Annotated in this window: 28 protein-coding genes and 2 riboswitches; of the genes, 23 read left to right on the top strand and 5 right to left on the bottom strand. The window is 39.1% G+C overall.

From position 1 onward, the window contains the following. Positions 1–46: 46 nt before the first annotated feature. Positions 47–214 carry a DUF3042 family protein gene (locus IGJ46_RS10630; protein ID WP_002356337.1) on the bottom strand — a complete coding sequence of 56 codons (168 nt, stop codon included), beginning with the start codon at positions 212–214 and terminating at the stop codon, positions 47–49. 267 nt (positions 215–481) lie between these two features. Between IGJ46_RS10630 and galE the strand changes: the two genes are divergently transcribed. The 8 genes from galE to thiD all read left to right on the top strand — a co-directional run bounded on the left by galE (position 482) and on the right by thiD (position 7998). Continuing rightward, positions 482–1474, top strand: coding sequence for a UDP-glucose 4-epimerase GalE (gene galE / locus IGJ46_RS10625; RefSeq protein WP_010717709.1), 993 nt, complete (start codon positions 482–484; stop codon positions 1472–1474). Continuing rightward, positions 1455–2705 carry a UDP-glucose--hexose-1-phosphate uridylyltransferase gene (locus IGJ46_RS10620; RefSeq protein WP_002380784.1) on the top strand — a complete coding sequence of 417 codons (1251 nt, stop codon included), beginning with the start codon at positions 1455–1457 and terminating at the stop codon, positions 2703–2705. Before galE ends, IGJ46_RS10620 begins: the two co-directional genes overlap by 20 nt. A gap of 71 nt (positions 2706–2776) precedes the next feature. Beyond that, entirely contained in the window at positions 2777–4537 is a 1761-nt protein-coding gene (gene dnaX, locus IGJ46_RS10615; RefSeq protein WP_002356340.1) for a DNA polymerase III subunit gamma/tau, read from the top strand. 20 nt (positions 4538–4557) lie between these two features. Continuing rightward, positions 4558–4872, top strand: coding sequence for a YbaB/EbfC family nucleoid-associated protein (locus IGJ46_RS10610; protein ID WP_002384048.1), 315 nt, complete (start codon positions 4558–4560; stop codon positions 4870–4872). A 147-nt stretch (positions 4873–5019) separates the two neighbouring features. Then, positions 5020–5108: riboswitch (TPP riboswitch) on the top strand. A gap of 140 nt (positions 5109–5248) precedes the next feature. Then, positions 5249–5737 (top strand): energy coupling factor transporter S component ThiW, encoded by a 489-nt coding sequence (thiW, locus tag IGJ46_RS10605; protein ID WP_002356342.1) that lies wholly within the window; start codon positions 5249–5251, stop codon positions 5735–5737. Continuing rightward, positions 5721–6539 carry a hydroxyethylthiazole kinase gene (locus IGJ46_RS10600; RefSeq protein WP_002362338.1) on the top strand — a complete coding sequence of 273 codons (819 nt, stop codon included), beginning with the start codon at positions 5721–5723 and terminating at the stop codon, positions 6537–6539. The genes thiW and IGJ46_RS10600 overlap by 17 nt, the downstream gene beginning before the upstream one ends. Beyond that, positions 6536–7171, top strand: coding sequence for a thiamine phosphate synthase (thiE, locus tag IGJ46_RS10595; protein WP_002356344.1), 636 nt, complete (start codon positions 6536–6538; stop codon positions 7169–7171). Before IGJ46_RS10600 ends, thiE begins: the two co-directional genes overlap by 4 nt. Next, complete coding sequence (thiD, locus tag IGJ46_RS10590) at positions 7168–7998, top strand: bifunctional hydroxymethylpyrimidine kinase/phosphomethylpyrimidine kinase (protein ID WP_002365070.1); 831 nt, start codon at positions 7168–7170, stop codon at positions 7996–7998. The genes thiE and thiD overlap by 4 nt, the downstream gene beginning before the upstream one ends. A gap of 92 nt (positions 7999–8090) precedes the next feature. On the opposite strand, the gene IGJ46_RS10585 is transcribed toward thiD, so the two are convergent. Next, positions 8091–8447 carry a winged helix-turn-helix transcriptional regulator gene (locus tag IGJ46_RS10585; protein ID WP_002356348.1) on the bottom strand — a complete coding sequence of 119 codons (357 nt, stop codon included), beginning with the start codon at positions 8445–8447 and terminating at the stop codon, positions 8091–8093. 144 nt (positions 8448–8591) lie between these two features. On the opposite strand from IGJ46_RS10585, the gene IGJ46_RS10580 reads away from it, so the two are divergent. Then, a complete protein-coding gene (locus IGJ46_RS10580; RefSeq protein WP_002356350.1) occupies positions 8592–9782 on the top strand; it encodes an MFS transporter in 1191 nt (396 codons plus the stop codon). Between the two features lie 49 nt (positions 9783–9831). Here the strand turns inward: IGJ46_RS10580 and IGJ46_RS10575 are convergent, their stop codons facing one another. Together IGJ46_RS10575 and IGJ46_RS10570 are read right to left on the bottom strand one after the other, a co-directional pair. Next, complete coding sequence (locus tag IGJ46_RS10575; RefSeq protein WP_002362334.1) at positions 9832–11193, bottom strand: MFS transporter; 1362 nt, start codon at positions 11191–11193, stop codon at positions 9832–9834. Positions 11194–11356: 163 nt separating this feature from the next. Further along, positions 11357–12142, bottom strand: a complete 786-nt coding sequence (locus tag IGJ46_RS10570; protein ID WP_002362333.1) for a TraX family protein — start codon at positions 12140–12142, stop codon at positions 11357–11359. Positions 12143–12320: 178 nt separating this feature from the next. Beyond that, positions 12321–12411, top strand: a riboswitch (TPP riboswitch). 104 nt (positions 12412–12515) lie between these two features. On the opposite strand from IGJ46_RS10570, the gene IGJ46_RS10565 reads away from it, so the two are divergent. From IGJ46_RS10565 to dinB, 14 genes are all read left to right on the top strand, one after another. Next, positions 12516–13079: an ECF transporter S component gene (locus IGJ46_RS10565; RefSeq protein WP_002359429.1), complete on the top strand. Its 564-nt coding sequence runs from the start codon at positions 12516–12518 to the stop codon at positions 13077–13079. Then, positions 13076–14434 (top strand): ABC transporter ATP-binding protein, encoded by a 1359-nt coding sequence (locus IGJ46_RS10560; protein WP_002379779.1) that lies wholly within the window; start codon positions 13076–13078, stop codon positions 14432–14434. Before IGJ46_RS10565 ends, IGJ46_RS10560 begins: the two co-directional genes overlap by 4 nt. Next, positions 14425–15078 (top strand): CbiQ family ECF transporter T component, encoded by a 654-nt coding sequence (locus tag IGJ46_RS10555; RefSeq protein ID WP_430613811.1) that lies wholly within the window; start codon positions 14425–14427, stop codon positions 15076–15078. Before IGJ46_RS10560 ends, IGJ46_RS10555 begins: the two co-directional genes overlap by 10 nt. Positions 15079–15089: 11 nt before the next feature. Beyond that, the gene (tenA, locus tag IGJ46_RS10550; protein WP_002372337.1) at positions 15090–15752 is read left to right on the top strand and encodes a thiaminase II; all 663 of its coding nucleotides are present in this window, start codon (positions 15090–15092) and stop codon (positions 15750–15752) included. A 175-nt stretch (positions 15753–15927) separates the two neighbouring features. Further along, positions 15928–16524, top strand: a complete 597-nt coding sequence (gene recR / locus IGJ46_RS10545; RefSeq protein ID WP_002356363.1) for a recombination mediator RecR — start codon at positions 15928–15930, stop codon at positions 16522–16524. Positions 16525–16732: 208 nt separating this feature from the next. Beyond that, positions 16733–17371 carry a dTMP kinase gene (tmk, locus tag IGJ46_RS10540; protein WP_002356366.1) on the top strand — a complete coding sequence of 213 codons (639 nt, stop codon included), beginning with the start codon at positions 16733–16735 and terminating at the stop codon, positions 17369–17371. A gap of 19 nt (positions 17372–17390) precedes the next feature. Next, positions 17391–17720: a cyclic-di-AMP receptor gene (locus IGJ46_RS10535; RefSeq protein WP_002356367.1), complete on the top strand. Its 330-nt coding sequence runs from the start codon at positions 17391–17393 to the stop codon at positions 17718–17720. Between the two features lies 1 nt (position 17721). Further along, a complete protein-coding gene (gene holB / locus IGJ46_RS10530; RefSeq protein ID WP_002384059.1) occupies positions 17722–18672 on the top strand; it encodes a DNA polymerase III subunit delta' in 951 nt (316 codons plus the stop codon). A gap of 116 nt (positions 18673–18788) precedes the next feature. Further along, on the top strand, positions 18789–19628 hold the full coding sequence (locus IGJ46_RS10525) for a PSP1 domain-containing protein (protein WP_002356371.1): 840 nt from the start codon (positions 18789–18791) through the stop codon (positions 19626–19628). Continuing rightward, a complete protein-coding gene (locus IGJ46_RS10520) occupies positions 19621–19968 on the top strand; it encodes a DNA replication initiation control protein YabA (RefSeq protein WP_002356372.1) in 348 nt (115 codons plus the stop codon). Before IGJ46_RS10525 ends, IGJ46_RS10520 begins: the two co-directional genes overlap by 8 nt. 112 nt (positions 19969–20080) lie before the next feature. Beyond that, complete coding sequence (gene rsmI, locus IGJ46_RS10515) at positions 20081–20953, top strand: 16S rRNA (cytidine(1402)-2'-O)-methyltransferase (RefSeq protein WP_002359438.1); 873 nt, start codon at positions 20081–20083, stop codon at positions 20951–20953. Between the two features lie 14 nt (positions 20954–20967). Then, the gene (locus tag IGJ46_RS10510) at positions 20968–21630 is read left to right on the top strand and encodes an ABC transporter ATP-binding protein (RefSeq protein WP_002356375.1); all 663 of its coding nucleotides are present in this window, start codon (positions 20968–20970) and stop codon (positions 21628–21630) included. Beyond that, on the top strand, positions 21614–22372 hold the full coding sequence (locus tag IGJ46_RS10505) for an ABC transporter permease (protein ID WP_002365066.1): 759 nt from the start codon (positions 21614–21616) through the stop codon (positions 22370–22372). Before IGJ46_RS10510 ends, IGJ46_RS10505 begins: the two co-directional genes overlap by 17 nt. 128 nt (positions 22373–22500) lie before the next feature. After that, a complete protein-coding gene (gene dinB / locus IGJ46_RS10500; RefSeq protein ID WP_289853167.1) occupies positions 22501–23616 on the top strand; it encodes a DNA polymerase IV in 1116 nt (371 codons plus the stop codon). A 44-nt stretch (positions 23617–23660) separates the two neighbouring features. Here the strand turns inward: dinB and nrdG are convergent, their stop codons facing one another. Then, complete coding sequence (gene nrdG / locus IGJ46_RS10495) at positions 23661–24257, bottom strand: anaerobic ribonucleoside-triphosphate reductase activating protein (protein ID WP_002356379.1); 597 nt, start codon at positions 24255–24257, stop codon at positions 23661–23663. Between the last annotated feature and the right edge of the window lie 8 nt (positions 24258–24265).

Below are 24265 nucleotides of genomic sequence, written 5' to 3'. Positions count from 1 at the left end.
TGATTTCTTGGCGTTAGATTTTTTATCTCAACGTCACAGCTATTTTTTAACGTGCAATACGTTTACGCATCGCTTTTTTACGGTTTTCTTCAATCATATCTTCTTTTTCTTCAATTGGATCAATGACTGTTTTTTTAATAGTTGTAGCCACACCGGCTAAAGCAGCAACTGTGATAGCAGTACCGACTAACATACCTGATACAAATTTTTTCATCGTTCATTCCTTCTTTCAAATTGTATTTGTTTCTATTATGACGGAAAAAAGCAAAAAAATCCAATAGTTACAATGATTTTTCATAAACTCTACGACTAATTTAGAGATTTGTTAAAATTTACCAAATCTTTTCTGTATTTTTATAGGAAAAATGAATAAGGAGAAATGGCCAAATTAAATCCTGTTTACAAAATGAAATAATTCAGAAGTAAACCTTATTTAATGGTACAATAGAAAAAGAAATTAGGGAGTAAAAGGAGCGTATTTATGTCTATTTTAGTATTAGGCGGCGCAGGCTACATCGGCTCACATGCCGTCGATCAATTAATTTCAAAAGGATATGCCGTTATTGTTGTTGATAATTTATTAACGGGGCATCGTTCAGCAGTTCATGAACAAGCGACTTTCTATGAAGGCGATATTCGTGATAAAGCTTTTTTACGTAGCGTCTTTGAAAAAGAATCAATTGAAGGGGTGTTGCACTTTGCGGCCAATTCTTTAGTAGGAGAATCCGTGGAGAAACCGTTAATGTATTTCAATAACAATGTTCACGGCACTCAAATTGCCTTGGAAGTCATGCAAGAATTCGGAGTGAAACATATTGTTTTTTCTTCCACAGCGGCCACTTATGGCGAACCAAAAGCAATGCCTATTACAGAAGAAATCCCAACGAATCCTAAAAATCCGTATGGGGAAAGTAAATTAATGATGGAAAAAATCATGAAATGGTGTGACAAAGCTTATGGAATGAAATATGTTGCTTTGCGTTATTTTAATGTTGCGGGAGCAAAAAAAGATGCCTCAATTGGTGAGGATCACACGCCAGAAACGCATATTGTGCCAATTATTTTACAAGTGGCATTGGGCCAACGAGCAGAGCTAAGTATTTTTGGGGATGATTATGATACACCAGATGGCACGTGCATTCGAGATTATGTTTACATTGAAGACTTGATTGCAGCACATATTTTGGCTTTAGAATATTTGAAAAATGGCGGCGAAAGTGACGTCTTTAACCTGGGTAGCAACAACGGTTATTCTGTTAAAGAAATGTTAGATGCTGCTCGCGAAGTGACAGGTCAAGAAATTCCTGCGACAATCGCGCCACGCCGAGCAGGGGATCCTAGTACGTTAATTGCTTCTAGTGAAAAAGCCAAACGAGTTTTAGGCTGGCAACCAGAAGTAACTGAGGTCAAGGACATTATCGCCACCGCTTGGCAATGGCATCAAGCTCATCCACATGGATATCAAGAAAAGTAATAGGAGGAATGAATCGATGACCACGAGTCAAATGATTGCCGATTTTACCACACTTGCTATTCAAGCAGGTGGTTGGATGGAATTGGATCGCTTATATCTTCAGAACCGTTTATTATCAATGATTGGTGAACAAGAATTAGGCGAAGTAGACATACGGCCTGTGGCAACACCCGCCGCCGATTTGGCGGAACAATTGTGTCAAGTTGCGAGTGCCAACCAACTTGTAAAAACAGAGCAACAAAAAGAACAGTTCATGGTGCAATTGATGGATTTGTTAACACCGCCACCTTCTGTGGTTAATGCTTTTTTTGCACAACATTATGCCAAAGAGCCACAAGAGGCTACCGAGTATTTTTACCAACTTTGTCAAAAAAACGGTACGGTCATTGAACAGGAAGAACCTGTTGTTTTTTCAACAGTCTATGGTGATTTTTTAGCAAATAAGGTCCACAGTGAGGCGTCAAAAGCAACGCTCTCTGCACAAAGCTATCCCCGCTGTGAATGGTGCATGGCAACAGAAGGCTACCAGGGAAGTCAGCAATTTCCTGCGACTACGAACCATCGAGTGATTCGAATGAACTTAGATGGCGAAAGCTGGGGGTTTTCCTTTGTAAAACAGGCACAATATCAGCAACAAGGTGTGATTGCGTTTGAAAAACATCAGTCAGCGAAACGTTCAATTAAGACTTTTCAGCAATTGTTGAAAATTGTTGAGGTCTTTCCTCATTATTTTGCTGGGATTGATGCTGACTTTGAACAAAATGAGCATGTCTATTATCAAACGGGTTTGCAACAATTTCCATTAGCCGAAGCGAGCATTTCAGAATATGTTGAGTTAGCTAACTATCCTTTAATCAACGCAGGAATGGTGAATTGGCCAGTTGCGACATTTCGCCTAGAGGGACCGAATGCGTCAGAAGTTGCCCAAGCCGCAAATGATATTTTTGAGCAATGGCAAATGCTAAAACTGCCAACGGATGAGATACAAATCGTTGCCCGACGAAAAGAACTTTTATATGTCATGGACTTAATTTTTAGTCGACCTCAAGCAAAGCCTTCGTTAACGTTAGCAGAAGTCCAAGGTTTAACGACTTGGAACAACCAGAAAACGCAGGCACTTGAAACTGTCGCTTCAGCGTATCAACAGCGATTAAAAGAAGCCAGTGCGTTTGCAGAAACAAGTGAAGGAAAAGCGGCTTTTTTAGCAATGGTTGCGCCAGTGACTCATTAAAAGAAAAAAGATGCCGAATGACTAAAAATCACGTATAATAGATAAGAATGAAAAATAAGGGAGGGTAAAAAATGGCTTATCAAGCACTTTATCGGGTCTGGCGTTCACAACGTTTCGATGACGTAGTAGGACAAAAAGCAATTACTCAGACACTGAAAAATGCGATAGTGCAAAAGAAAACATCTCATGCCTATTTATTTACTGGCCCTCGTGGTACAGGTAAAACCAGTGCCGCAAAAATTTTTGCTAAAGCGATTAACTGTAAACATAGTCAAGATGGTGAACCTTGTAATGTTTGTGAAACCTGTGTAGCCATTACGGAAGGTCGTTTAAATGATGTCATTGAAATTGATGCGGCGAGTAATAATGGCGTGGAAGAAATCCGTGATATTCGTGATAAAGCAAAGTATGCACCGACACAAGCCGAGTACAAAGTTTATATTATTGATGAAGTTCATATGCTATCAACAGGCGCGTTCAATGCACTTTTAAAAACCTTGGAAGAACCGCCACAAAATGTTATTTTTATCTTAGCAACGACTGAACCACACAAGATTCCGTTAACGATTATCTCACGGACGCAACGCTTTGATTTTAAGCGAATTAGTACGCAAGATATCGTCGATCATATGGCCCATATCATGCAGGAAATGGCTCTCGATTATGAGGAACAAGCCCTTTATGTGATTGGGCGTGCTGCGGAAGGTGGGATGCGAGATGCCTTGAGTATCTTGGATCAAACGATTTCCTTTAGTGATGAAAAAGTAACACTGGAAGATGCAATGCAAGTGACAGGCAGCCTAACCTATGAAATGATGGATCATTATATTCAGTGTTGTGTCGCTGGTGATGTTGAACGAGCATTAGAAGGCTTGGAAAGTATTTTAGGCGAAGGCAAAGAAGCGCGCCGTTTCTTAGAAGATTTGTTATTATATTGTCGAGATTTACTGATGTATCAGCAAGCACCGAAGTTATTAGCAGAAAAAGCAGGCACTTTGACAGAAGCATTTAAGGAACTAGCTACACAAACACCTGCTGAAAAAATCTACCAACTAATCCAAATTTTAAGTGACACACAAAATGAGATCCGCTTTACCAACAATGCGAATATCTATCTGGAAGTAGCCACTGTCAAATTAGCTAAAACGGTGCAACCCAATAAACACAACACGCCAGAAACAGCTAATCAAGATGGTAGTGCAGAGGGAAATCCAGAATTAGCAGATTTACAAAATCAAATCGGGCAACTGAAGAAAGAACTGGCTGAATTAAAGAAACACGGTGTAGCTGCCAAAGAAGCAGATGCGCCACGTCAACAAGCACGACCACAAGCGCCAAAAAGTTCGTTCCGTGTACCCACAGAACGCGTATATCAAGTCCTAAACGAAGCGACTAGAACACATTTAATGAATGTGAAAAATGTCTGGGAAGACTTACTGCAAACATTATCTGTGACTCAACGAGCGATGCTCAAGGCTAGTGAACCTGTCGCAGCGAGTCCTAAGGGCATCGTGGTGGCATTTGACTATGAGATTGTTTGTGCTCGTGCAACAGACGATGAAGAGATGCAGTTAGCTTTCAATAATAATTTAAGCCGTTTGATGGACTATACACCAGAGATGGTCTGCATTACTAGAGAAAGCTGGCCAAAACTAAGACAAAGTTTTATTAACCAAAATCAGGGCAGTTTGAATCATTCTGAACCTGAAAATGAAATGGCTCGTCTAGCGGACGAACCGCCTGTAACAAATGAACATTCACAAGAAAATCCAGTAGTAGATGAAGCAATCGCTATGTTTGGTGAAGAGCTTGTCGAAGTACTAGATGATTAATATGAAGGAGTCGAGGAATTATGATGCGAGGAATGGGCAACATGCAAGGCATGATGAAACAAGTACAAAAAATGCAAAAAGAAATGGCCAAAGCGCAAGAAGCACTAAATGAAAAAGAATTTATCGGTGAAGCCACCAATCAACTTGTGACAGCGACATTTACTGGTGATCGCACAATGAAAGATTTGATCATTAAAGAAGACGTGGTTGATCCTGAAGACGTTGATATGCTACAAGATTTAGTCATTATGGCTGTCAACGACGCGTTAGTAAAAATTGAAAAAGAAACCGAAGCAACTTTAGGCAAATACACCAAAGGAATGCCAGGATTCTAAAAAATAAGACAAACGAAAGTATGAAAAACGTCATGCCCAAAAAATCGAACTTTTTGGGCATGATGTTTTTTCTGTTTTTGTGGGAAAACTCTTTGGCAATTTTAGTAGTCGCTTCCAAAAAACTATGCTATACTAAAGCCAATTGAAGAGAAACATTTGGGGTGCTATTAGCTGAGATTATACCCATGGAACCTGAAACAGTTAGGACTGGCGCAGGGAAATGTCTTGAAATTTTGACCGATTATTGCACCCAACTACGTTTATTTGTGGTTGGGTTTTTCTGTCTTTTTCAGTCGCGCCTCCTTTTGCTTCTCGCAGAAAGGAGTTTTTTTACGTGGAAAAAAATCGAATCCACAGAGTTACGTTACTAGCTTTAATGATTGCGATGGACGTCGTATTATCGCCGTTAATGCGAATTGAGGGAATGGCCCCTATGTCCAGTGTCATGAACATTATTGCCGGAGTTTTATTAGGTCCTCTTTACGGAACGCTCATGGCACTTGTCTGCGGCTTAATCCGTATGACATTCTTAGGTATTCCGCCATTAGCGTTAACAGGTGCCGTTTTTGGCGCGTTTTTTGCTGGTTTATTTTATCAATGGGGACAAAAATTAGGCTGGTCGATGCTAGGAGAAATTTTTGGGACAGGCATCATTGGCTCGTTATTGTCCTATCCTGTAATGGTTTGGTTTACTGGCAGTAAGCAGAATTTTTATTGGTTCATTTATACACCACGATTTATTGGTGCCACACTGATTGGTTCAGTGATTGCTTGGCTTGTCTTAGTAAAACTGAAAGAAACTCGGGTATTTAAACAAACACAGGAATTATTTTTAGGAGGGTACTTTTATGAAAACAAGCGTTAAGTTTGAAACGATTTTTCCACTGACAACGGCACCATTAATTCAGTGCATTACGAATGAAATTACGTGTGAGTCTATGGCGAATGCATTACTTTATATTGATGCTAAGCCCATTATGGCAGATGATCCCCGGGAATTTCCGCAGTTGTTTCAGCAAACCAGTGCTTTGGTTTTGAATTTAGGCCATTTATCACAAGAACGAGAGCAAAGCTTGTTAGCAGCTAGTGATTATGCTCGGCAAGTGAATAAACCGACCGTAGTCGATTTAGTCGGTTATGGCGCCAGTGATATTCGGAGTGAAGTTGGGGAAAAGCTGGTGCACAATCAGCCAACCGTTGTGAAAGGGAATCTTTCAGAAATGCGGACTTTTTGCCAGTTGGTGAGTCACGGCCGAGGAGTGGATGGCAGCCCTTTGGATCAAAGTGAAGAAGCAATTGAGGAACTGATTCAGGCTTTACGTCAACAAACACAAAAGTTTCCCCAGACGGTATTTTTAGCAACAGGGATTCAAGATGTTTTGGTTAACCAAGAGCAAGTGATTGTCTTACAAAATGGCGTGCCTGAGTTGGATTGTTTCACTGGCACGGGCGATTTAGTCGGCGCATTAGTTGCCGCTTTATTAGGTGAAGGCAACGCGCCAATGACTGCGGCAGTAGCCGCAGTGAGCTATTTTAATCTTTGCGGAGAAAAAGCCAAGACTAAGAGCCAAGGGCTGGCCGATTTTCGCCAAAATACGTTAAATCAGTTATCTCTTTTAATGAAGGAGAAGGATTGGTTTGAGGCGGTGAAAGGACGAGTGCTATGAGAGAGCAATTGAAAGTTTATTTGGTGACAGGACGGTATGATTTTAGTGATACTGAATTTTTAAACCGAATTGAAACTGCTTGTCGCAGTGGAGTGACTTTGGTCCAATTGCGCGAAAAGGAAGTGTCAACACGGCGCTTTTACGAATTAGCAGTGAAAGTTAAAGCGGTAACAGATGCGTATCAGATTCCGTTGATTATTAATGATCGTGTCGATATTTGCTTGGCAGTGGATGCGGCAGGTGTGCATATAGGGGATGATGAATTACCGGTTGCTCTTGTGCGAAAACTGGTTGGGTCCACAAAAATCGTAGGTGTTTCAGCCAAAACGGTGGCACGAGGAGTTGAAGCGGAAAACGAGGGCGCCGATTATTTAGGCGTGGGCGCAATTTTCCCCACAACGACTAAGGACAGTCCGTTAACTTCTTTGCAGACACTTTCTGAAATTGCCGCAGCAGTCACGATTCCTGTTGTGGCGATTGGTGGGATCAAAGAAGAAAATATAGAACAACTTATGGGAACGGGAGTGGCTGGTGTTTCACTGGTCAGTGAAATTATGCTGGCTGAACAGATAACCGAGAAAGTCCAAGGGTTGATGCGTGTAACGGAGCGAATGTTGGAGGCGAGAAAATGACCGAATATAATTTGACCCCACAAGTAGTCACGATTGCTGGTTCTGATTCTGGTGGGGGAGCTGGCATGCAAGCAGATTTAAAAACATTTCAAGCACGGCAGGCATTTGGCTTAAATATTGTCATTGCATTGACGGCACAAAATACGTATGGCGTGCAAGATAGCTTACCGATTCCTAGTTCATTTATTGATGCACAATTTCAATCACTGGCGGCTGATTTTAAAATTGGGGCAGCGAAAACGGGGATGTTAGCAGATAGTGAGCGTGTCGAAGCTGTTGTTCGCAATTTGCAGAAAGTTGATTTTGGTCCGTTGATTGTCGATCCTGTAATGGTGGCTAAAGGTGGACATCATTTGTTAGAAGCCGAGGCAGTTCAAACGATTAAAGAGAAACTGTTGCCATTAGCAACGGTCGTGACACCTAATTTACCAGAAGCGGAAGTTTTACTAGAGACGACCATCAAGACAGAACAAGAAATGCAGACCGCAGCAAAAAAATTACAGCAATTGGGCACAAAAAATATTATTATGAAAGGCGGACATAGCACAAATCAACAAGCGGCTGATTATGTGTTAATGGAAGACGGTTCGAGCTTTTGGCTAAGTGCACCACGAATTGTAACGAAAAATACTCATGGAACAGGAGATACTTTTTCAGCGTGTATCGCAGCCGAATTAGCAAAAGGTACGCCGTTAGAAGCGGCGATTGTGATTGGCAAACAGTTTATACAAGGGGCCATTAGCCAAGCAATTTCTGTTGGACATGGTCACGGACCTACTAATCATTGGGCCCAATTAACGCAAGATATTCAAGTTATTAAAGCATAAGAAGAGCCTGGGGAAAAATCTAAAATGATTTTTCCCCAGGCTTTAAATAGCTTAAAGCTCCCTCTTAATATAGTTTATAAACGTTTTGTTCACTAATCTTCACATTTTAAATAAATTTCTTGGCCTTGTTCTTGCAAATGAGCCACGTGGGATTCTCCCCAATTACATAAGTTATCTAAGACAGCAGAGAGGCTTTGACCATAATCGCTTAAATAATATTCGACTTTTGGTGGAACTTGGTTGTAAACTTTCCGCTCGATAATGTTGTCTTCTTCGAGTTCCCGTAATTGTTGTGTCAGCATTTTTTGACTAATGCCAGTAATACCGCGTTTTAAATCGCTGGGGCGCATGGCGCCGTGCCGTAAATTACACAGAATAATTGGTTTCCATTTACCGCCAATAACATCCATCGTTGCTTCGACACCAATCGCATATGTACGAGTTTCCAAAAAACATTCCTCCTTAATAGGTTGATAATAACCAAAAGTTACTAAAAGGTACCTATGATACAAAAAAGTAGGTACTTATCAAAATTTCAATCTTAGTATATAGTAATTTTTGTTGAAATTCAAATGTTTTTTAGGAGGAAGAGAATGGAAAAGAAAATTTCACCAAATTTAACGCTCTTTGCATTAGCTATCAATGCTTTCGCAATCGGTTCAACAGAATTTATTAGTGTGGGTTTATTACCAATGATTGTTAAAAGTTTTCATATTAGTCTTTCCCAAGCAGGTTTGACTGTTTCTTTGTACGCTTTAGGTGTGACGATTGGGGCGCCGTTATTAACAATTTTGACAGGAAAATGGAATCGTCGCTCATTAATGCTGGGGATTATGCTTCTTTTCATTAGTGGGAATTTAATTGCTGCGTTTGCGCCAACGTTTATTATTTTATTGGTAGGGCGGATACTTTCTGCATTGGCGCATGGCATTTTCATGTCTGTTTCGACTGTCATCGCCGCAGATGTTGTGCCGCCATCACGTCGAGCCAGTGCCATTGCTATTATGTTTACGGGGTTAACGGTTGCAACAGTGACTGGCGTACCTTTAGGGACGTTTATTGGGCAACAAACAGCTTGGCATATGTCCTTTCTTTTTATAGCCAGTATTGGCTTGGTGGGACTGATTGCTAGTTATTTTTTAGTTCCCAAAAATTTACCGATACCAGGGAAGGTTGACTTAAAAGGAATCACGCGGATTTTTACGAACAAACCCCTCGTTTTCTCTTTTCTAATTACTGCTTTTGGTTATGGTGGAACGTTTGCTGCATATACGTACTTGTCACCGTTATTGGAAAATTTAGGCTTTTCAGCCAACGCGGTAGTGATTATTTTAGTTGTTTATGGCGTAATGGTCGCAATTGGCAATACAGTAGGTGGTCACTGGGCAAATAAAAAACCTTTAGATTCGTTAGTAAAAATGTTTAGCTTATTAATTCTGTCCTTAGTCTTTTTATTCATTACTGTTTTAATGGATAACAGTCTTCTAGGCTTATTAGCAAGTTTGATGTTGGGTCTATTTGCCTTTATGAATGTACCTGGGTTACAACTATATGTTGTAGAATTAGCGGAAAAGTATGTTCCAAAAGATATCACTTTGGCCTCAGCTTTTAATATTGCAGCCTTTAATATTGGGATTACCGTCGGCTCAATGACAGGTGGGGTGGTCACAGATCATTTATCAGTAACATATACACCGATTTTTGGTGGTTTTATCGTGTTAATTGCTGTCTTGTTCGTACTTTATATTCGGAAGCAAGAAGAACAAAAAAACAACTATCTTTAGAAAACTAAAAAAAGCAGCTGGTTACTATGGAACTGACCAGCTGCTTTTTTTAAGCTTTTTTGCGGAAATAATTCCAGCAAGCAATTAAAACAATTACTAATAAGGTTAACAAGAAAATCAGAGAAATGAGGGAGCCCATCGTTGTCCCCTGAGCAAAATTATCTGCGTGGTCTTGAGCGATATTAATAATCGTCGCTACAATGGCCGTCGCAATAGCGCCAGAAAATTGTTGAAGTGTATTAAATAACGTATTGCCGTCGCCAAAATCTTTCTCCTCTAACAAGCTCATACCAGTCGTCATCATATTACTGTATGCAAAACCTAGACCAATCATATAGGTAACATGTCCAGCGACGAATCCTAATAAAACAGGCATCTCTAGTAAAATTGTTAAAGCTAGCCAACCGATTGTCGCCAAACTTAAGCCAAATAATATAGGTTTTTTAGCGCCGTATTGATCCAACACTCGTCCAGAAAGTGGTGCCAAAATGGCCCCGACTGTAGCACCTGGCAGCATGACTAGCCCAGCTACAAACGCATTTTTTCCAAGGACGATTTGAACAAAGTTTGGTAAGACAAAGGAAATACCTAACAATAAGAATTGACAAACTAAAAAGCCACATAAAAATAAAACAAAGGCGGGATTTTTTAAAATTGTCAAACGTACTAGTGGCTGTTCAGCGGTCGTTGCTCGTTTATAAAAAATAACAAAGCCAATAACGGCTGCCAGAAGTGAAAGCCAGCCAAACAATGTGCCAATTTTACTTAAAAACATCAACAAACCACTAAATAACAGGGCAATACCAATTAAACTAACCAAATCAAGAGTGGTGGTTTTTTTAACAGGTATTTCTGGAATAGCAGATAATCCCATAAACAAAGAAAGTAGTAAAACAGGAATTAAGAATAAAAAGATGGCGTGCCAAGACAGGGAAGATGTTAAGATTCCACCATACGTTGGACCAATGGCTGGAGCAATTGAAGTGGTCAATGTGCCTACCCCCATCATCGTTCCTCGTTTTTCCAGCGGGGTAAAGTTCAAAATAATATGAAACATCAGTGGTAAAGCAATCCCAGTGCTAGCCCCTTGGAAGAGTCGGCCTAATAACAAGATACTGAAAGATGGCGAATAGACATCAATCGCTAAACCAATCAAAAAGAAAAGATTCGCAACAATAAATAAGCGTCTTAACGAATAGGTTTTTAATAAATAATTGGATAAGGGCACCATGATAGAAATAACTAATAAATAAATCGTTGTCACCCACTGCACGGTACCGGTGGAAACACCAAATTCCTTTGTTAATGTCGGAAAGGTTACATTCATTGCTGTTTCAATTAATACGCCAGCAAAAGACATAATTCCTGTCGCTAAAACGGCAGGGAATAATCGTACGTTTTTTTGTTCCATTTAATCACCTCTATAGTTTTCATTTTTTCGTAAAAAAATAGAAGCAGTTTCTATAAGAATAGAAACCGCCTCTCTCTCGACACGCAACTTGCGTGTTATCTGTACGATTTGTTTACATGTTGCATTGTAAACAGTTTTTAGGCAATCGTCAAGCAGAAAATAATTAACGTTGCATGAAGAAACTAATAATTGCAAAAATAGCAATGTGAGCTGGATAGAAAATATAAAAGAAATTCCGCATGCCACGGCCTTTTTCACCATTATAAAGAACAATTGGAATCGCTGCTAAAATCATCATCCATTGGTGGTTCACCCCGAATAGTTCTTGGAAATTATAGCTGGCTGCTGAAATCAACGCAACAACGCCAATTGCTGAAATTTGTAACCACTTTTTGCCATGGAATAAATAAAAAGCTACGGCCAAGAGAACAAATAAAAACCCACCTTCTGTCATCATTAGTGATGGCACAATCAGATTGAAAAGTTGGAAACCAATTAAGATAGCAGGGTTGCTTAATATGTCTGGAGAACTAAAAACAACGAGAGGTAGGGCACTGATTAATAAAGGCACAATAAACCAAAGAAGCCCTTTACCAATTTGTTTTTGTTTAAAATAGTCCATAGACTGCATGTAGACCGTACCTAAAAATAACGTCCCAAAAATATTATTGATAATTAAGCCACCTGTTGAAAAATACGCATTTAAAATGCCGTTCAGAATCCCCATAATCCAGAAGCCTAACAATAACCGGAACATGTATTTTCGCCGATTGCTTGTGTGAATGAAGCCTTCAGAACTTTCAAATAAGAAAATAGGTGCAGCAATTCGTCCAATCCATCCGAACCAACCAGGCACGCCTAAAAAACTAAAAAATTGCAATAGATGGTCAAAGACCATTGAAATAACCCCAATGACTTTCAAGTGAAAGCCAGTTAATGTTTTACCCATAGTATAAACGCCTCTCTTTCATAAAGAACAATATAACAAAGTCCAGAAAAACCAACCATTTATTTGCCTAACAGTTATCTTACAAAATTGTTTGATTTCTTCAGCTTTTGATGAAAGAAAAAAGTGCCAAGACTAGTTTTTATAATTATTCTATGCTATAGTAAAAGTACATTTTAATAAAAAACATTTGGGGTGCTGTTATGGCTGAGATGATACCCATTGAACCTGATGCAGTTAGTACTGTCGCAGGGAAATGCCGATTTACTTTGATTTTTCACGCACTCATTCTGTCCTAGGATGAGTGTGTTTTCTTTTATCAGGGTTTATTTAAGTCACTCCTTTTGCTTTTTGTTAAGAGAAAGGAGTTTTTTTATTGAAAAAATGGTCATTGCAACAAGTCGTCTTACTCGCTTTTTTAGCCTTTTTGTTTGGCGGTGTTTTTATGGGGGCAGGGTTCCTCTATGCGTTATTGAATGCTGCGCTGTTACCATTAGGACTGAGTCCATTTGCCAATGAGCTTTTATTTGGAATGTGGACCATGGTGGCACCAATTGCAGCGATGCTGATTCCACGAGCGGGAAGTGCTGTTTTGGCGGAAGTTTTAGCCGCTTTGGCAGAAATGCTTTATGGTTCGTATTTCGGACCTAGTGTATTAATTTCTGGTGTGATTCAAGGCCTAGGTAGTGAAAGTGGCTTTTTTGTGACACGCTACAAACGGTACGATACACTAACGTTATTTTATAGTGCGATTGGGACGACTATTTTTAGTTATGTGTATGAATACTTTAAGTTTGGTTATGGCAATTACGGTCTGGGGATGAACATTGCTTTAATTAGCGTTCGGTTCGTTTCTATTTGTTTCTTTGGTATTTTCTTAACGAAAGTTATTTTACGAATGTATCAGTCTGCGCAAGGGTTAGCTGTGAAGGCAAAATGAATAGTATCCAATTAAAAGCTGTGTCCTTTTCACGAGAACAACCCTTGTTTGAAAAGACAAATTTAGCAATTCCTCAAGGAACGTTTTCCTTATTAATTGGCGATAGTGGTAGTGGAAAATCAACGCTCTTACGATTGATTGCCGGATTTGCTCCGCTTGATTACCAAGGAGAAATTTTGATTGAAGGAATGGAACGCCGACAATTATCAACTCGTGAAAAGGCGCAAAAAATTGGCATGCTGTTTCAAAACCCCAGTCAACAATTTACAATGAAAACCTTGGAACGAGAACTGATTTTTGCTTTAGAAAATTTAGGAATCTCGCCTGAAGAAATGAACCGAAAAATCCAAACAGCGCTTCAACTTGTTCAGACTCAAACCTTATTCACACGAGAATTAGCGACGTTATCTGGTGGTGAAAAACAAAAAGCGGCGTTGACAGTTCTGCTAGCAATGAACCCAGATATTCTTTTATTAGATGAACCTTTTGCAAGTATTGATCCAACCTCTCGAAAACAATTTATTCAAATTTTAGCAAGACTCCATCAAGCAGGCAAAACGATTTTGGTGTGCGACCACGATTTCAACGATTACGCTGATGTTGTGGACCAAGTCGTCACGTTGAAAAACGGCCAGTTTGAAAAACAACCGTTGACGTTTATCAAAACAAAACCGCAGACATTTCAGCTTACAACTTCTGTGGTAAAACAACCAATGCTCCAATTGAAAAATTTTCGTTTGTCTCAGGGAAAACGAGTGCTACTTGAAGAAAAAGAAGCGCTTTTGTTTAAAGGAATTACCACGTTGACGGGGCCAAATGGGGCGGGAAAATCCACCTTATTAAAAGCCATCGTTCAGAGACAAAAATATCAAGGAAAAATGTTCTTGGCGGGCCGCCGCTTGCGGGCTTCAAAAAAATTGTATCAACACATGACATTAGCGGTGCAACAAGCCAATCGTCAGTTTGTCACGTTGACTTTACGAGAAGAGCTTTTGTTTGGTCAGAACATGACAGCAGAAAAAAGAAGAAAACAAGAGGAAGCCTTAACTTTTTTAGGTTTAAAAGAAAAACTAGAGCACAGTGTTTTTCAACTAAGTGAAGGGCAAAAAAAGATGGTGCAATTAATTAGTTTGCTGAGCTTAGATTTGGACTGTTTACTTTTAGATGAACCTTTTGCTGGATTAGATGAGCGAGCATGCAATTATTTTGTTGAATGGATCAAAGAAAAAAGTGCGCAACAAGATTTTCTAATCGTCACGCATCGGCTAGAACCTCTCTCTGGCGTGAGCAATTACCGAATAGAATTGCTGCAGCAACAACTGATTATCTGGCAGGAGGGAACCACATGCAAATAAAGCAAACAAATGCAGCAATTTATGCTTCTTTGATTCTTATTTTGACCTTTGAATTATCTTTTTCTCAGTCAATTTTGACAAATTTGGCGGTTTTTATGGGTTGTGTCATTTTTTTAATAGGCCAGCGAAAATCCCGCTTACTGCTTTGGTTATTTTTCTTGCCACTTTTACCAGCAATCGGGACGTTTTGGTCTATTTATTTGCATGGTACGAGTAGTCAACAAGCCTGGCTTTTGTTTAGTCGAACGTATGCCTTTGCCGGTTTAGGACTAGCTTTTGCTGTAGGCGTTGATTTTGAAGAATTATTGTTGTTATTGGAACAAAAGGGGCTAGCACCAAACTTTGTTTATGGAATTTTAGTGGTGGTTCACGCCTTACCGGAAGTGAAAAGAGAAATTAATGATTTAAAAGAAGCAAGCCTACTCCGTGGCAAAACGTTTCATTTTTGGTCGCCGATGCTTTATGTTAAAACACTGCTCGTTGCTGTTTCTTGGCGAGATAAATATACGGAAGCAATGTCTGCCCATGGCTATGAAGAAGGAGCCACTAGAAGTCGAAAAGAGCATTTTGTGTCAGCAAAAGTCAGTCTTGGGCTTGCTATTTTGATCATCATTTTTACCAATTTGTTTATTTTTCTAACGTAAAGGAGAAACCTATGACATTTACAGAACAAGCCAAAGAACAAGCGCAAGCTTCTTGGCAAGGGAGTTTTCAGCATCCTTTTATCACAGAGTTACATGAAGGAACCTTGAGTCCAATGATTTTTCGCTACTATTTAATTCAAGATCATTACTATTTAAAACATTTTAGTCAACTTTATCGCTTGATTGCGGCACAAACGCAACAACCTCGATTGAAAAAATTACTCTTAACAAATGCGGAAAATCTCGCGTTGGGCGAATTAGCTATTCGTGAAACTTTTTTTGAAGAACTAGCGATTACGGAAGAAGAAGTTGCAGCGACACCGATTGCACCAACCGCTTATCACTATGTTTCTCATATGTATCGCCAACTTATTGAAGGAACGCCTAAGACGGCCGCAGCAAGTATGTTGCCTTGTTCTTGGCTCTATCAAGAAATTGGTGCACAGTTAGTCAAACAACACTCACCAGAACCACTGTACCAACGTTGGATTGAAACCTATGCTGGGGAGGAAGCGTACCAACACGTCCAAGAGGAACGTCAACTGTTAGACCAATTATATGAAGAAAGTTCACCACAAGAACAAGCAGCTATGATCACCGCTTTTGTTATCAGCAGTGAGATGGAATACGCTTTTTGGGAAATGGCCTATACACACGAAACCTGGATTGGTTAATACAAAAACAAGTCGTTTAGTGCTCGTAACTAACGACTTGTTTTTGTATTAGAAAGCAGTAATTGTCAGTTGCTTTTTTGACAGGGCGTGATAAGATATTCAGTGACGCAAAATCTGTTGTAACTCGCTCAGTAATAACAGAAACGCCTTGCTAAGAAAGGACTGTAGAAGCCTCATGAATTATCCAGAACCGATTGCAAAATTGATTGAAAGTTATATGAAATTACCAGGAATTGGTCAAAAAACAGCGACACGGCTTGCTTTTTATACAATTGATATGAAAGAAGAAGATGCTAATGCTTTTGCAAAAGCGCTAATTAGTGTCAAGAGAGATCTCCATTTCTGTAGTATTTGCGGAAATATTACTGAAGAAGATCCTTGTGAAATTTGCCAAGATAAAAATCGTGACCGTAGTATTATTTTAGTAGTGGAAGAACCAAAAGACGTTATGGCAATGGAAAAAATGCGTGAATATCAAGGCTTGTATCACGTACTCCACGGGGTGCTTTCACCGATGGAAGGAACAGGACCAGAAGATATTAATATTGCCTCTTTGATCAAACGATTGCACGATGATGAAGTGAAAGAGGTCATTATAGCAACCAACGCTACCACTGAAGGAGAAGCGACGGCGATGTATTTATCACGGCTCATTAAACCAGCCGGAATCACCGTTACTCGTTTGGCACACGGCTTGTCTGTCGGCAGCGATATTGAATATGCAGACGAAATAACCTTGCTAAAAGCAGTCGAAGGACGTCGAGAAATTTAAAAGAAACATCGTTGGAAAAAGAAGTTGAAATCGAAGTAGGTCGTTTCTGTGAGAAAATGTCGCAGTTCAAGCTTTTCCGTACTTCTTTTTCAGTTTCTTTTTTTCAGCGGATGCATCACTTTAAATAGGACATAAGGATTTCAATTAGACTGATAGAGCAAGATGAAGTATAATAGATACAAGTAAAAATTGATTGGAGTTTTCGCACGTGCAGGGTATTTTTATCACATTTGAAGGTCCAGATGGTGCTGGTAAAACCAGTGTTTTGAAGGAAGTTTCTGAAAGATTAGCTAAAGAGTCAAAACGAAAAATTGTCACTACAAGAGAACCAGGCGGCATACCGATTGCCGAAAAGATTCGAACAGTTATTTTAGATCCAAGAAATGACAGAATGGATGAGCGAACAGAAGCTTTACTTTACGCAGCTGCTCGTCGTCAACATTTAGTGGAAAAAATCTTGCCAGCTTTGGAAGCGGGTCATTTAGTCCTATGTGATCGTTTTGTTGACAGCTCATTAGCCTACCAAGGCGCTGGGCGTAGAATTGGGATTGCCCCCATTGCTTCAATTAATGCGTTTGCGACAGAAGGTGTCTCACCAGATTTTACAATTTATTTAGACGTTGACTCAGATACTGGCTTACGGCGGATTCAAGAAAATCGAACACAGCAAATTGATCGCTTAGATTCAGAAGGATTAGAATTTCATCAACGTGTTCGTCATGAATATTTGAAATTAGCAGAAGAAAATCCACAACGTATCAAAAAGATTGATGCACGGATGAGTTTAGAACTTGTCGTAGAAGCAACGTATCAGGCGATTATTGAACGTTATCCAGAAAACTTTTAATTATAGGAAGGTGTAGACCATGAAGATTATTTTAGCCATTGTACAAGACAAAGATAGTAACCGATTAGCCAACGAATTTATTGATGCCAATATTCGTGCTACAAAATTATCCTCAACAGGTGGGTTCTTAAAAGCGGGAAACAGCACATTTATTATTGGGATTGATGATGAACGTGTCGACGAAACATTAGCTTTAATTAAAGAAACATGTCAATCAAGAAAACAATATGTTTCAACACCTGTGACTTTAGATATCACAATGGATGGCCAAATTCCTTATCCTGTGGAAGTTGAAGTAGGCGGCGCTACTTGCTTCGTCTTACCAGTTGAAGGATTCCATCAATATTAAGATGAATGAAGCACAACAGCTACAGCAAATGCAACCTTTGCTGTACAAGCAACTCCAAAAAAGTTTTGAGCATGGTCGTCTTGCCCATGCTTATCTTTTTGAAGGAGATACAGGAACTGGAAAACAAGAATTTGGCTTATGGATGGCGAAACATGTCTTTTGTACGAATTTAGTAAATCAACAGCCTTGTAACGAATGCCATAATTGTGTGCGGATTAATGAAAATGAACATCCAGATGTTTTAAGAATTGCGCCAGATGGGCAAACCATCAAAGTGAACCAAATCCGTGAATTAAAAGCGGAGTTTTCTAAAAGTGGGGTCGAGACTGCTAAAAAAGTTTTCTTAATTCAAGAAGCAGATAAAATGAGTACCGGCGCAGCCAATAGTCTCTTAAAATTTTTAGAAGAACCAGAAGGACAAATTTTAGCTATTTTAGAAACCACTTCGCTTTCTCGAATTTTACCAACGATTCAATCACGATGCCAAACCTTACATTTTCAACCATTAGTCAAAAAAACATTAATTGATCGCTTAATCAAACAGGGGATTGGTGAAAAGACTGCAACCCTTTTAGCTGAGCTGACAAATAGTTTTGAGAAAGCAGTTGAAATCTCTCAAGATGAATGGTTTAATGAAGCTAGGGAAATCATTTTGCAATGGTTTAATTATCTAAAAAGTAATGATTTACAGGCATTTATCTACGTTCAGAAGAAAATGGTCAAAGTATTTAAGGAAAAAGAACAACAAGCGCTTAGCTTTGACTTGCTCATGGTTTATTACCGTCAATTATTGGAAGAAAGTGTTGCGACACAGCAAGCCAAAAAAGTAACGGAAGAGCAGGCGGAACGGTTGGCGCTAATTTTGAAAGCACGCCAAAAATGGACTGCCAATGTTAGTTGGCAAAATGTTTGTGAACAATTAGTTATCCAAATGATTCACCCTAAATCATAAAGGAAAAAAGTGCCAAGTGGCATTCAGTTTCATAATATAGTAGGAACTTAGTTGTTTCAGCAAGTTCCTTAACCGATTGAAGCGACGTTCACTTGAACTAGATTAGGAGGAATAAAATGGTAGAAGTAGTAGGAGTTCGCTTCCGTGAAGCCGGTCATATCTATTATTTTGCTCCTGGAAAATCTGAGTATATTTATAATGAGAAAGTACTCGTTGAATCTCAACAGTCAAAACAATTAGCTACTGTTGCTATTCCTAAAAAAACAGTCGATTCAGACGATTTACCAGAGGACCTAAAACCCATTTTAAATAAAGCAACAGCCAATGATTTAGAAAAAGAACAAAAAAATTTGGCTGATGCAGAAGCTGCCAAAAGCATTGCCAATGAAAAAATTCGAGCTCATGACTTAAAAATGAAATTAGTGCGAGTAGAATATACCTTCGATCGTAGCAAAATGATTTTTTACTTTACGGCAGATGGGCGAATTGATTTTCGTGAATTAGTCAAAGACTTAGCGGCTATTTTCCGGACGCGAATTGAGTTACGTCAAATTGGTGTCCGAGATGAAGCGAAAATATTAGGTGGCATTGGCCCTTGTGGCAGACAACTATGTTGCTCAACATTTCTAGGAGATTTTATGCCAGTTTCAATCAAAATGGCTAAAGATCAAGGGTTATCTTTAAATCCTGTCAAAATTTCGGGATTATGTGGCCGCTTAATGTGTTGTTTGAAATACGAAAACGACGAATATGAAGCCGCTAAAAAAGAATTACCAGATTATGGAAAAGAAGTAATAACACCAGATGGCAAAGGCAAAGTCGTCGGGTTGAATCTATTAAGTCGGATTGTCAAAGTTCGTCTGCATGGTCGTGAAATCGCAGCGGATTATGATTACGAAGAAATCAAAGAAGCTACTGCGAAAGTTGCTGCTGAAAAAGGTGATCAAAATGGATAAACGTTCGCTCTATGATGGATTAAATTCGTTGGAAACTGATTTAGACAGTTCAGTGACACAATTAAGAGAAATTAAAGCAGCACTCCATGAGTTGGTAGAAAAAAATACCACGTTGGAAATCGAAAACCAACGCTTACGGGAGCATCTCCAAGAACTGAATAAGTTAGCAGGAAATACAACTGAAACTGAAAAACAAGAGCTATCAAAATCACGTATGAATTTGGAAAAACTTTATGAAGAGGGCTTCCATGTCTGCAATATTTTATATGGTTCAAGACGTGAAAATGATGAAGAATGTGCCTTTTGTCTTGATGTTATTTATGGGGAACGTACGCGTTAAGTCTAGTGGAACACTGCAAATAAAAAGGAAAGGTTTGGTTTGACAGTCAATCGATTGTCAAATCAAACCTTTATCTATTTATAGAACGAAAAAGGAAAATGAGGGATGCGCTATGCAAAAACAGAAAAGTTTTGATAAGCAAACAACAAAAGGAAAATTGTATCTTGTCCCAACACCGATCGGCAATTTAGAAGATATGAGTATTCGTTGTTTAAACATATTGAAAGAAGCAACGGTGATTGCTAGTGAGGACACAAGAAACACACAAAAATTGCTAAATCATTTTGAGATTACAACACCACAAATTAGTTTACACGAACATAATTACAAAGAGCGAATTCCTCAACTGATTACACGATTGCTGAATGGTGAAACGATTGCCCAAGTTAGCGATGCAGGTATGCCTTCAATTAGTGATCCTGGTCATGAATTGGTTACAGCATGTCTTGAAGAAGAACTGGCAGTGATTGCCTTGCCAGGACCTACGGCAGGAATGACCGCCTTGATTGCCTCGGGTCTTTTACCACAGCCATTTACGTTTTATGGTTTTTTACCAAGAAAGAAAAAAGAACAGAAAGACGTGTTATCAGCATTAAAAGAAGAACGGCCGACACAGATTTTTTATGAGTCCCCCTATCGGATTGCTAAAACGGTAGCAACGTTTGCTGAAGTCTATGGTCAAGAACGCCCCGCTGTGATTTGTCGAGAATTAACGAAACTTCACGAAGAGTATTTGCGTGGTACCTTAGGAGAACTAACAGAATATTTAGCAGAAAATACGCTAAAAGGCGAGTGTTGTTTATTAGTTAGCGGATTTACTGGTGAGAAAGAGACAATAGCAGCAATGCCAGCTATTTCCCTCAAAGAACATGTACAAGTTTTAATGGAGGAAGAGGGACGGAGTTCCAAAGAGGCGATCAAAGAAGTGGCCAAATTGAGAAATGTAAAAAAACAAGAAGTATATAAAGAATATCATTCCATTTAAAAAAGGAGAGAAACATGAGTAATTTATTGCGAGCAGAAGGCGTGTCTTATCAAGTAAATGGTCGTAGCATTCTTTCTGATATTGATTTGTCATTTGAAACAGGCAGCAATACAACAATTGTTGGTCCTTCAGGTAGCGGGAAAAGTACATTTTTAAAAATTTTATCTTCATTATTAAGTCCTACAGAAGGCGAAATTTTTTATCAAGAAGCGCCAATTACTACAATGCCAATCGAAACATACCGCCAAAAGGTTTCTTATTGTTTTCAGCAGCCAACTTTATTTGGTGAAACCGTGTATGATAATTTGTTATTTCCATTTACCGTCAGACAAGAAGCGTTTAATCAGGAAAAAGTCGTGGCATTACTCCAACAAGTGAAATTGCCCGCTGCTTATCTTGAAAAGAAAATAGCCGAACTCTCTGGTGGTGAGCGACAACGGGTTGCTTTGCTACGAAACATTATTTTTGTACCAGATGTTTTATTATTAGACGAAGTTACAACGGGATTAGATGAAGAAAGCAAACAGATTGTCAATCAATTGTTAAACCAATTAAACAAAGAGCAAGGAGTCACGCTGGTTCGTGTCACGCATGATACCGAAGAAATTCAGCAAGCACAGCAAGTGATTCGTATTGTAGCAGGAAAGGTGGCGCCGACAGATGGATTTAGCAGTTAATAATTTATCCTTATTTTTTTCAGCCATGCTAGTAGTGGTCGCATTAATTATTAGTACTAAAGAAAAATTAGGTTTTACCAAAGATATTATTATTAGTGTGATTCGAGCAGTCATTCAATTAGTCGCAGTCGGCTATTTATTAAAATATGTTTTTCAAGTCAATAACCTGATTTTAACGCTCATCATGGTTTTGGTGATTGTTTCCAACGCAGCCTTTAATGCAAAAAAACGCAGCCAGCAATTACAAAAGGGCTTTTTGATTTCTTTCATTGCAATTGGTTGTAGTACAGGAATTACCATTGGTATTTTGATTTTTTCTGGTTCTATCAAATTTGTTCCTTCTCAAATCATTCCTATCAGTGGGATGATTGCCAGCAATTCGATGGTGGCAATTGGTTTATGCTATCGCAATTTAGATACTCTTTTTCAAAACCAACGGCAAGCGGTAATGGAGAAACTAGCATTAGGTGCAACTATCAAACTCGCCTCTTTACCAATTATCCAACAAAGTGTGAAAACCGGGATGGCGCCGACGATTGATTCTGCCAAAACTGTCGGAATTGTTAGTTTGCCTGGGATGATGTCAGGCTTGATTTTTGCGGGCGTTGATCCTGTCCATGCGATAAAATATCAGATTATGGTGACTTTTATGTTGCTATCAGCAACAAGTATTGGTTCAGTGATTGCAACTTATCTTGCCTATAAAGGCTACTATAATCAACAAAAACAATTGGTTGTTTAATTAAAAAGCTGGAAATCTGTGTTTATAACTTCACGGATTTTTAGCTTTTTCTGGTTGAAATAAAGAAGTTTCAATTTGAAAAAGAACGGACGTTCGTATATAATGGAGGGAGGAGGCGAATCAAAATGATGAGCGAATTACGTTTTCCCTTAAAAAAAGATACGTCGAGAAAAATTATACATATAGATATGGATGCGTTTTTTGCTTCAGTTGAAGAACGAGATCATCCAGAGCTAGTAGGACATCCGTTAGTTATTGCGCGCCATCCAAGTGATACTGGGGGCAAAGGAGTGGTGACCACAGCGAATTATATTGCTCGACAGTACGGTATTCACTCGGCTATGAGTGCTCAAAAGGCGTATGAACTATGTCCAAGTGCCATTTTTAAGCCAGGTAATTATCAGAAATATAGTGAAATTTCTCAAGAAATCCGTGAAATTTTTCGCCGCTATACAGATGTGATTGAACCAGTATCTATTGACGAAGCGTATTTAGATGTAACTGAAAATAAGGTCAACAGTAAGTCGGCTATTAAAATTGCGAAAATGATCCAATATGATATTTGGCATGAATTGCAGTTAACTTGCTCGGCAGGTGTTAGTTACAATAAGTTTTTAGCCAAGTTAGCATCAGATTTTCAGAAACCAAAGGGCCTGACGGTTGTCTTACCAGAAGAGGCCGAAGATTTTTTGAAAGCATTACCGATTGAAGATTTCCACGGAATCGGGAAAAAAACAGTGCCTAAAATGCATGAACTAGGGATTTTTACTGGAGCAGATTTATACAAGCAAGATGAGATGACGTTGATTCGGTTATTCGGTAAAATGGGTTATTCATTGTATCGTAAAGTCCGTGGTATCCATGATGCGCCAGTTCAAGTGACTAGAGATCGTAAGTCGGTAGGCAAGGAACATACTTACGGCACCCCTTTAACGACGGAAGAGCAGGTTACGGCTCAATTGAGACAATTAGCAGCAGGTGTTGAGCGTGCATTGCAACGAGTGCAAAAGCATGGCAAAACAGTAGTCCTGAAAGTTCGTTATACTGACTATACGACGATTACGAAACGTGTGACATTACCTGAATATATTTTTAAAAAAGAAGAACTTTTCTATCAAGCGAATTTAATTTGGGAAGATATTTTAGGTTTAGAACAAGGAATCCGTTTATTAGGCATTACTTTAACGAATTTAGATCCACTAGCGTATGAAAACATTGTTTTACCTTTATGGGAAAAAAGTTAGCCCTTTAGACACATCCTCAAGAGATGGCTAAAGGGCTAACTTTTTTAAATTGATTTTTTGATTTGTTCATAAGACGTTTCGGCGTCATGACATTTTTCCCAAATAACAGCTTTGCCAGCAGCAAGTGATTTGGGTACATCAATAATCCGTTGATTACTACTGCCACGAAATTGTAAATTTAAATTACGTTTTGCCAGTTCAAAGCGCCCATCAACTAAAATGTCAATTGAATGGAGTAGTTCAAGCTTATCAGGCGTTTCTAAAAGTAGTTCTTCAAAGGTATACCCAGACCAAGACCAGATATCTTTGGCTGAGCCAAATGTTTCCCGCACACGTTTGACTACACTAAGACAAACATCTGTATTCAGAAAAGGTTCACCACCCAAAAGAGTCAAACCTTGGACATAGTCATGGGACAAATCTTCAATAATTTGATTCATTAAAGATTCTGTAAACGGCGTACCGTAATTGAAATTTTGGACAGCTTTGTTAAAACAACCTTCACAAGCAAAGAGACAGCCACTCACATATAAACTATTGCGTACACCTTCGCCATCAACAAAGTTGAACGCTTTGTAATCGGCAATCTTTTTTTGGCTGTAGTCTTCGGTTTTCCATTCTTGTGGTTTCGGATTACGCATCAGCAAAA

This window comes from Enterococcus sp. AZ120, assembly GCF_050546165.1.
GTDB classification, from domain to species: Bacteria; Bacillota; Bacilli; order Lactobacillales; family Enterococcaceae; genus Enterococcus; species Enterococcus faecalis.
Note: the sequence above shows the minus strand (reverse complement) of the source record. Positions and strands in the feature narration are given on the sequence as shown.